Source organism: Bacteroidota bacterium (assembly GCA_039111535.1).
Classification (GTDB): Bacteria; Bacteroidota; Rhodothermia; order Rhodothermales; family JAHQVL01; genus JBCCIM01.
Window position 1 is genome coordinate 1 of record JBCCIM010000246.1, and the last position, 7940, is coordinate 7940.

8 protein-coding genes are annotated in these 7940 nt (G+C 50.5%); 4 read left to right on the top strand and 4 right to left on the bottom strand.

Going from position 1 to position 7940, the window contains the following annotated elements; genetic code table 11:
- The first annotated feature begins 235 nt into the window (after positions 1 to 235).
- Positions 236 to 547, top strand: a complete 312-nt coding sequence (locus AAF564_24340; GenBank protein MEM8488698.1) for a hypothetical protein — start codon at positions 236 to 238, stop codon at positions 545 to 547.
- Between the two features lie 324 nt (positions 548 to 871).
- On the opposite strand, the gene AAF564_24345 is transcribed toward AAF564_24340, so the two are convergent.
- Entirely contained in the window at positions 872 to 1168 is a 297-nt protein-coding gene (locus AAF564_24345) for a hypothetical protein (protein MEM8488699.1), read from the bottom strand.
- Between the two features lie 109 nt (positions 1169 to 1277).
- Between AAF564_24345 and AAF564_24350 the strand changes: the two genes are divergently transcribed.
- Complete coding sequence (locus AAF564_24350; GenBank protein MEM8488700.1) at positions 1278 to 1964, top strand: site-2 protease family protein; 687 nt, start codon at positions 1278 to 1280, stop codon at positions 1962 to 1964.
- Between the two features lie 468 nt (positions 1965 to 2432).
- The gene (locus AAF564_24355; GenBank protein ID MEM8488701.1) at positions 2433 to 2801 is read left to right on the top strand and encodes a hypothetical protein; all 369 of its coding nucleotides are present in this window, start codon (positions 2433 to 2435) and stop codon (positions 2799 to 2801) included.
- A 378-nt stretch (positions 2802 to 3179) separates the two neighbouring features.
- Here AAF564_24355 and AAF564_24360 read toward each other — a convergent pair whose 3' ends face one another.
- A complete protein-coding gene (locus AAF564_24360; protein MEM8488702.1) occupies positions 3180 to 3857 on the bottom strand; it encodes a thermonuclease family protein in 678 nt (225 codons plus the stop codon).
- Positions 3858 to 3901: 44 nt separating this feature from the next.
- Here AAF564_24360 and AAF564_24365 point away from each other — a divergent pair, with 44 nt between their 5' ends.
- On the top strand, positions 3902 to 5485 hold the full coding sequence (locus AAF564_24365; protein MEM8488703.1) for a glycoside hydrolase family 32 protein: 1584 nt from the start codon (positions 3902 to 3904) through the stop codon (positions 5483 to 5485).
- Position 5486: 1 nt separating this feature from the next.
- On the opposite strand, the gene AAF564_24370 is transcribed toward AAF564_24365, so the two are convergent.
- Positions 5487 to 7055, bottom strand: a complete 1569-nt coding sequence (locus AAF564_24370; GenBank protein MEM8488704.1) for an arylsulfatase — start codon at positions 7053 to 7055, stop codon at positions 5487 to 5489.
- Positions 7056 to 7116: 61 nt separating this feature from the next.
- A complete protein-coding gene (locus AAF564_24375) occupies positions 7117 to 7695 on the bottom strand; it encodes an SUMF1/EgtB/PvdO family nonheme iron enzyme (GenBank protein ID MEM8488705.1) in 579 nt (192 codons plus the stop codon).
- Positions 7696 to 7940 lie beyond the last annotated feature (245 nt).

Here is a 7940-nt window from a genome sequence, read left to right on the forward strand (position 1 = left end):
AGAAGACAAACGTACCCAAGCAGGTCCCGCCGCAAAAGAACGTTCCGCAGCTCAACCCACACCAACGCAAGAAAATCATCGACACCCTGTTGCCGGCAGCAAAACAACAGGTTACTGCGTCCAAATAACATACGTCTATACCTGTAGTGCATCCTCCGCTCCCCGAGTGCGTTGGAATGCCAATCGCCTGCCCAACGTGCAGGTGTGAGACTTCTCAGAACCAATACAAGCTGCCATGTTACGTGCCCTCGATGATGCGTCAATGCTCGATCGGTATATCGAAATCAAAGCCCAGATTTCAGAATTACAGGAAGAACTGGACCACCTGAAGCCCTATTTACTGGATGCGCTGATGGATGAGCCAGAGCAGAAAGGCACTTACCAGGGGTTTAATCTCTTGATACAACGCAGAAAAAGCTATGCCTACTCGCCGGCTGTTGAAGAGCTGGAAAAAACCCTGAAAGCCGCAAAAGAACATGAACGCAGCGCGGGCCTGGCCGAGGTAGTAAAAGATCAGGCCATCCTCGTACTCAAAACCGCACGCTAGTTCGGGTTTTCGGGTTTTCGGGTTTTCGGGTTTTCGGGTTTTCGGGTTTTCGGGTTTTCGGGTTTTCGGGTTTTCGGGTTTTCGGGTTTTATAAAGAATGAATTCCGCCCACCAAGAAATGCACGCACCAATAACCGAAATCACAACAAACCGAAATCACAACAAACCGAAATCACAACAAACCGAAATCACAACAAAACGAAACCACGACAAAACGAAACCACGACAAAACGAAACCACGACAAAACGAAACCACGACAAAACGAAACCACGACAAAACGAAACCACGACAAAACGAAACCACGACAAAACGAAACTACAGAATCACGTCAAGTGAACCAACAATTCTACGACAATAGCCTCCCACTCTGCTTCCAATGATTGTTGCGGTAATTTCTTGCCGGCCCTTCTATACCAATAGCCAGCATTCCACTCATCCCCTTCAACACGATGCAGGTAAGCATGTACCCACGCAGCATCTTCACCAGGATCATCTTCCACAAGCGCATGCGCACCATGCCAATCTCCCTGGTGTGCTTTCCACAAAGCCTGTAGCGTATTGGGCAATCCGCCAGGGGCCGTGCCTCTTGAAAAAGAAGATTTAAACTCAGCAATATTCATTGCAACAGGCAGCTGGTTTGGGTATGCTGCGGATAAGGTAGAAAAAACAGATGAAACTTTCTTTGCTGCAATACGCATTATATGGTATCAATTCAACTTGCCATAAGTCATGAAAAGATCTTTTCGCGTAGGTACTTTTTCAGGGATCGATGTAAATTTGCACTGGACATTCTCCCTCATGTTGGGGGGGCTTTTTCTCTTTTATCTCTATCAGACAGCTTCCCTGCTGATAGCGGCGGCCGGCATTGCATTACTGAGTACCGTTTTTCTCTGCGTAGTGCTGCATGAATACGGCCATGCCCTTATGGCACGCAGATACGACATTAAAACACTTGATATTACCCTCTACCCTATCGGCGGCGTTGCCAGGCTCGCAAAGATGCCCAAAGAACCGATGCAAGAACTGTGGATTGCCCTCGCCGGTCCTGCCGTCAATCTTGCCATAGCGGGTATTTTATACATGATTAGTGGATTCTTCAGCGGTGACGTAGCCGTGGAAACCCTTGCAGCTGCTCCGACAAATATTATAGGCATGTTGATCTGGTTTAACCTTGTCATGGTTGGATTTAACATGATTCCGGCTTTTCCCATGGATGGCGGCCGTGTACTACGCGCCGGCCTCGCTCAAAAAATGGGGTATAGCCGCGCCACACAGATTGCCGGCGTCATCGGACAGGGTGTTGCTGTCATCATGGCCGGCTATGGTATGTTTACCGGACAATGGATGCTCATCTTCATTGCCATCTTTGTGATTGTAGCCGCAAAGCAGGAAATGGAGCACGCCATAATGAAGTAATCGATTCATTACCGTTTTACTACGACTCTGTAACATTTGCGCGACACTTGGTGCCCGGTGAGGTCGTATACTTGTGCATCCTCGAGTTTGATTGAGTGTCTATAGAAAAAGCCCATGGTCCCGTAAGACCTTGGGCTTTTTCTATTTTGGTATCCACCTTCTCTATACTTCTTCTTGTTCCTTTCTGCAAGCGCCCATCATCAGCCGTTTTAATCTGCTGGAAGGCCTTTCATATTCTGTCAATGCCTCAAACTGTGGCGACCGTGGTTAGAAGCTATTTTAATTTTTAGATGCTTTTTTAAGAAATAGTGCCCGGCGTCCAGGTTTACCCTTGCCTGCAAGAAACGCCTTAAAGTAAGATCTGAGCCAGCCAAGTTTTCTACCCCATAGATTGAAAGTGAGCTGGCACCTCAATCGAATAAAATGAACGATCGGCCTACACAATATCCCAGGCCGCAACCTATCAGTATGAAGCTGGCAGACTTGTTAGGCAAATGGTCTCTGCTGGAACCGGAGCGCTGTCAATTTACGAGCGATCCCGACTCCGGCGACCCCTGGTATACCATATTATTCCAGACAGGGAAAGCCCACATCGAATTCAAGCGTGCCACGCAGGAAGATCACGCCCTGTTGCAGGCCACCGTACAGAAAACCGTCGAATCTAAAGGCTGGCTGTGGTCTGTACTCTACTCATCGAAAGGGGTTTACCGTGCCGGCGTCAAAATTGCGGAACGATACATTAGCGAGACGGCGCGCTACCCGGCCTATGCCCTGCTCGCTGCCTACCTGAAAGCGCTGGAAATGTCTAACGGCGAAGGCGAAGATTCAAATCCCTGAGCCCTGGTACACGCATTCAATCTCAATCGATATTGAATTTGCTGTCTCATCTCGAAAAATATCATTTCGAGAACAAAGGTTGGTCTCAGGTTGGTCTCAAAGGGAAAGAATTACCACAACTTCTGCTCTAATGCCAATTAAGAAGGTGCTTTACAGCTAATTTGAGCAGAAAATAAGAAAGATCTAAAGTTTGGTACGCGATTTGTATTTGTTTTAGTCAAGCACTTCTAAGGAGGACGGAGGCCTACATGGTGGGTATGGCCTCCGTCTCGCACCTCTTCTAGAAAGCACTTCTAGACGCTTTATAGCGCGAGAGGACGCATAAGTCCGAACAATAAACGGAATTCCCGGCGCATTTTCAAGTTACACACACCTCTCCTACTGTAACGCGCACGCGCATCTTTTCCCTGGCTTCGATTTCCACATCCCCAGGCTCTGGTCAATTTCTCCAACGCTTACCCATACGCAGGCAGCATCGCGCATACATTTGCCCGACATGGTAAACGGATCCGCTTTTTCTGTTTTCACAGCACGCGGCGCAATAAAGATATTACTCGTAACCCATAGTCCCCTTTTCTCAGAACGCGCCTTTGCTTCCAGCGCCGGATATCCTTGCGTCGAGAGCAGTTTGCCATCAGCTTCTGCAACAGCAAACCCCTCTTCGACCATTTTCTGGTTGAGTCCATAGCGAATTTTTCCTTGCTCCCCGGTTACATACACCATGGCCGGCTTGTACGCCTCGAAGCCCATTTGTGCAACCCACACCACACGCACTATTTGCCCCCCGGCCATTGCTGAGAGATGGGCCGCAGCCTGCCGCCCCTGGTGCATAACCCGGTCCGCACTTTTTCCACTGGCCAGGGCATCCCGCGTCAGTTTTTCTGAGGGATGCACTTCGGGTGCATCAATACCAGCCAACCTTACTTTGCTACCGTCTGAAAGGACAAGCTTGTCCCCATCAATAACCATTGTGACCGTAAGCTGCTGGGCATGGGCTACTATTGCCCAAAAGTGGACAATAACCAGACAGATCAATATTATGCGTGTGTCTCTCATATTCACGCCATGTGACCCTTTATTAATTAATCTTTTACCCGCTCATGCAAGTATCACGGAGCTTATTTGATCTTACGCCAATAGCTGCAAATGTTCTACGCATCCTTTTTGTGTGTTTGCTTGTGCCCCTTGTGGGCTGCGCTACCGATGAAGCCCCGAATGCGGATGAAACGCGCGCTTTTGATGAACCCAGCCGGCCGCAGTTTCATTTTTCACCAGCCAAGAACTGGATGAACGATCCCAATGGCATGGTTTATCATGCCGGCGAATACCATCTCTTCTACCAATACAACCCCTTTGGCGAAAAATGGGGCCACATGAGCTGGGGGCATGCCGTAAGCCCGGACCTGGTGAATTGGGAGCATCTACCCGTTGCACTTTATGAGGAAGACGGCGTTATGATTTTCTCTGGAAGCGCTGTAGTTGACCACCAGAATACCAGCGGTTTCGGAACGCCGGATAACCCGCCGATGGTTGCCATATACACCGGGCACGAAGAAAACGTGCGACAAACCCAGCACATCGCTTATAGTACAGACAACGGGCGCAACTGGACCAAGTATGCGGACAATCCGGTCATCGACTTAAACATGAAGGATTTCCGCGACCCAAAAGTTTTCTGGCATGATGATACAGATCGCTGGATTATGGTCGTTGCTTTGCCCCGAGAATACAAAGTGCAGTTGTACGCATCCCCAGACCTTAAAGCGTGGACGTTCCTGAGCGATTTTGGGCCGGCAGGCTCTACCGATGGTATCTGGGAATGCCCGGACCTATTTGAGCTCCCTATCGAGGGCGAAGCTGGCTCCAGATGGGTACTGGAAGTTGACATCGGCAGTGGCGCAATTGCCGGCGGTTCTGGCGGGCAGTATTTTGTCGGTACGTTCGACGGCACAACCTTCACCAATGATAATCCGGATGACCTGACCCTCTGGGTAGACTATGGCGCAGACTTCTATGCAGGCGTATCCTGGGCAGATATCCCCGAAGCTGATGGCCGGCGTATTTTCCTCGCATGGATGAACAACTGGCAATATGCGCAAGACATTCCAACGTCGCCCTGGCGAAGCGCCCAAAGCCTGCCGCGTACGTTACAATTGCGAAACACACCCGACGGTCTCCGACTCACGCAACGCGCTGTCCGCGAATTACAGGGTTTACGAAGCGATGCCCTCGTGGCTGATGAAAGTATGCGTATCACCAGCGAAGCTGTAATTCCAGGAGCTGAAGCGGAGTTGCTCGAATTCAGCGGTACGCTGCAATTAAACGATGCAACAGCAGCTGGACTCACAATCAGGCATGGAGATGGTGACAAGAAAACGCTAATTGGTTATGATGCCGCACGCGAGGTCATCTACGTTGACAGAACCCAGTCGGGTATCTCAGACTTCCACGAAGACTTTGCAGCAATCCACGAAGCACCCCTCAAACTTGCCGATGGCACCCTATCCTTACACGTATTTGTGGATCGTTCTTCAGTAGAAGTGCTGGCCGATGGCGGACTTGTTTCAATTACAGACAGGATCTTCCCCGAGGAAGAAACGCATGCCCTCGAGCTCTGGGCAAATGAGGGTGCGGTTGATGCTTCAGCTGTATCTGTTTGGTCGTTAAATTCTATTTACGAATAGGTCAAGGTCGTTCAAATACACCTGTGATTGTTGCCCACTCTTGCCAATCCGCGTCCATTTTCTTGACAAGTTCAGGATATTGGCCGGCTACGTTGTAACGTTCATTGCGGTCTGCCGCCAGGTTGTACAATTCCCAGGTATCAGTATTGCGTCCCTTGACTAGCTTCCAGGGGCCCTGCCGGACAGCCTGTGCCCCCTGGTGCTCCCAGTAGAGGCCATCATGGCCGGCTGGTGTTTCTCCTTCAAAATGTGGCACTAAACTGATGCCCGGCAGGCTATCTGTCGGCGCTATGCCTGCAAGCTCGAGGCTGGTGCTCATCAGGTCGATCAGGTGCCCTGGCTGGTGAACAATCCTGCCAGGTTCCTGGATGCCTCTCATCCAGTAGACAATCATGGGGGTGGCGATGCCCCCTTCATGCGTCCAGGCTTTGTATTGTCGGAACGGCGTGTTTGATACAAATGCCCAGGGTTCACGATACGCTGCGTAAGAATCGCGTTCCCCTATACGGCTATTTTCATCGTGTAGATTTCGGCCTGCTACGCCCTCTGCGGAGCCGCCGTTATCTGACAAAAAGATAATTAGTGTATTACGGATCGTGCTCGTTTCGTCGAGTACCGAGAGAATTCTGCCGATGCCCTGGTCCATACGGTCGACCATTGCCGCATAAACAGCCATCCGCCGGCTCCATTCTTCTTTGTCTTCCACATCTTCCCAGGCCGGGATGGATGCCGGCCGGGATGGCAACGCCCATCGGCCATCGATAATGCCGGATGCAACAAGCCGGTCGTAGCGTGCTACACGGATCGAATCCCATCCCACATCATAGACCCCTTCATACCGCACAATATCCGATTCAAACGCATGCAGGGGCCAGTGTGGCGCAGTAAACGGCACGTACAGGAAGAAAGGGGTACGGCGTGTGTGCGTGGCCACATGCTCTTCGATAAACCGGGTTGCGTAATCTGCGATGGCATCCGTCATGTAAAATCCATCTGCCGGCGGCTCCCAGGGGGTATCATCAAGCACCATCTGCCGTACCCTCGGCTGGTCTTTGATGACTTCGAAATAGCTGCTTGCGCCGCTGATTAACCCAAAATAGCGATCAAATCCTCGTTGCCGTGGCCAATGCACTGCTTTTTCGCCCACGTGCCATTTGCCAGAAAGATAGGTCTTATAATTGGCCGCTTTTAATCGCTCGGCCAGCGTAGCCACACGCTCATCCAGGTAGCCTTGATACGGCCCGGGTGTTGGTTCGCTATCCAGGCTACTCACCATCCCCCCCATGCCGGCTTGGTGTGGGTACCGGCCAGTCAGCAAAGATGCTCGGGTCGGACAACAGCGGGCAGCATTGTAGAATTGGGTAAACCGGAGTCCGCGTGATGCGAGCATATCGAGATAAGGCGTTTCAATCTCACCGCCGAAACTGCCCACATCTGAATATCCCATATCATCTGCCAAAATGATGATAATATTGGGTACACGATCTGGTTTGGGAGCGGCTTTGCATCCCAGGAGAAAGAAACAACTCACCAACAGTCCACGCCGCAGCAAAAGCGGGAGGTAATGCATGGCTAAGATCGTTAAACGAAGGTAATTGCTCTGGCCAGGTGGGCCAGCACTACGCGAACAACTAAATATCCTTGACGGTACGGAATCCTACGTGAAACAACGAAGACTCAGGTGTGGAGTGGCTCCGCGCTGAAACCCGATATCCGTGGCAGTAGCCCGGATTACAGAGAAAAGACCCTCCACGTTGCACCCGCTCACTCTGCGCCGAAGGTGTAAAGGCGGCTTCCCGTTCGTCATACGGCAGATACCAACTATCTGTCCATTCCCAAACATTGCCGCCCATGTCAGTAAGACCCAAAGGTGTTTTTCCAAATGCGCCAACGGGAGAGGTAAAGAGGAATCCATCTTCGCCGGAGTTGTGTACCGGGAAAGTCCCTTCCCAGGTATTGGCCTTTGCCTGACCATCTGCATACAACACATTCCCCCAGGCGTACTGGTGGGGTGCGGATTCAGCACCGCGAGCAGCGTGCTCCCATTCGATTTCTGTAGGCAGGCGTTTGCCGGCCCAGGCTGCATACGCTGCAGCATCGTTGTATGAGACTTGCGTTACAGGGTGGTCATCTTCAGCTTTGAATCCTTCAGGACCCAGTGGGTATTGCCATGTCGCGCCGGGAATAAGCATCCAGGCGTACGTTTCCATGTTAAGCACAGCAGCGTCGCCAAAAGCTTCTGCCTGCGTTTCGTAACTAAAAAGAGCTTCAAAGTAATGTCCACATTTCCCCCCTTTTTTTATTAGAAAGTAAGGAAGTGCTGTTTACTACAAACTTTTTGTGCATAGTATTAAAAAAAGTTTTATTATACTGCACCTGTCGCCAAAATAACGGAAAAATAAGTCGAAATTGTTTTGTTGGCAACTTCTTAAAAATTATATATTGCAAAAAGTTG

Bases quoted from the DNA above. Each gene is read 5' to 3' on its own strand.
- AAF564_24340 (MEM8488698.1), top strand. From the start codon at position 236: ATGTTACGTGCCCTCGATGATGCGTCAATGCTCGATCGGTATATCGAA.
- AAF564_24345 (MEM8488699.1), bottom strand. From the start codon at position 1,168: ATGAATATTGCTGAGTTTAAATCTTCTTTTTCAAGAGGCACGGCCCCT.
- AAF564_24350 (MEM8488700.1), top strand. From the start codon at position 1,278: ATGAAAAGATCTTTTCGCGTAGGTACTTTTTCAGGGATCGATGTAAAT.
- AAF564_24355 (MEM8488701.1), top strand. From the start codon at position 2,433: ATGAAGCTGGCAGACTTGTTAGGCAAATGGTCTCTGCTGGAACCGGAG.
- AAF564_24360 (MEM8488702.1), bottom strand. From the start codon at position 3,857: ATGAGAGACACACGCATAATATTGATCTGTCTGGTTATTGTCCACTTT.
- AAF564_24365 (MEM8488703.1), top strand. From the start codon at position 3,902: ATGCAAGTATCACGGAGCTTATTTGATCTTACGCCAATAGCTGCAAAT.
- AAF564_24370 (MEM8488704.1), bottom strand. From the start codon at position 7,055: ATGCATTACCTCCCGCTTTTGCTGCGGCGTGGACTGTTGGTGAGTTGT.
- AAF564_24375 (MEM8488705.1), bottom strand. From the start codon at position 7,695: ATGGAAACGTACGCCTGGATGCTTATTCCCGGCGCGACATGGCAATAC.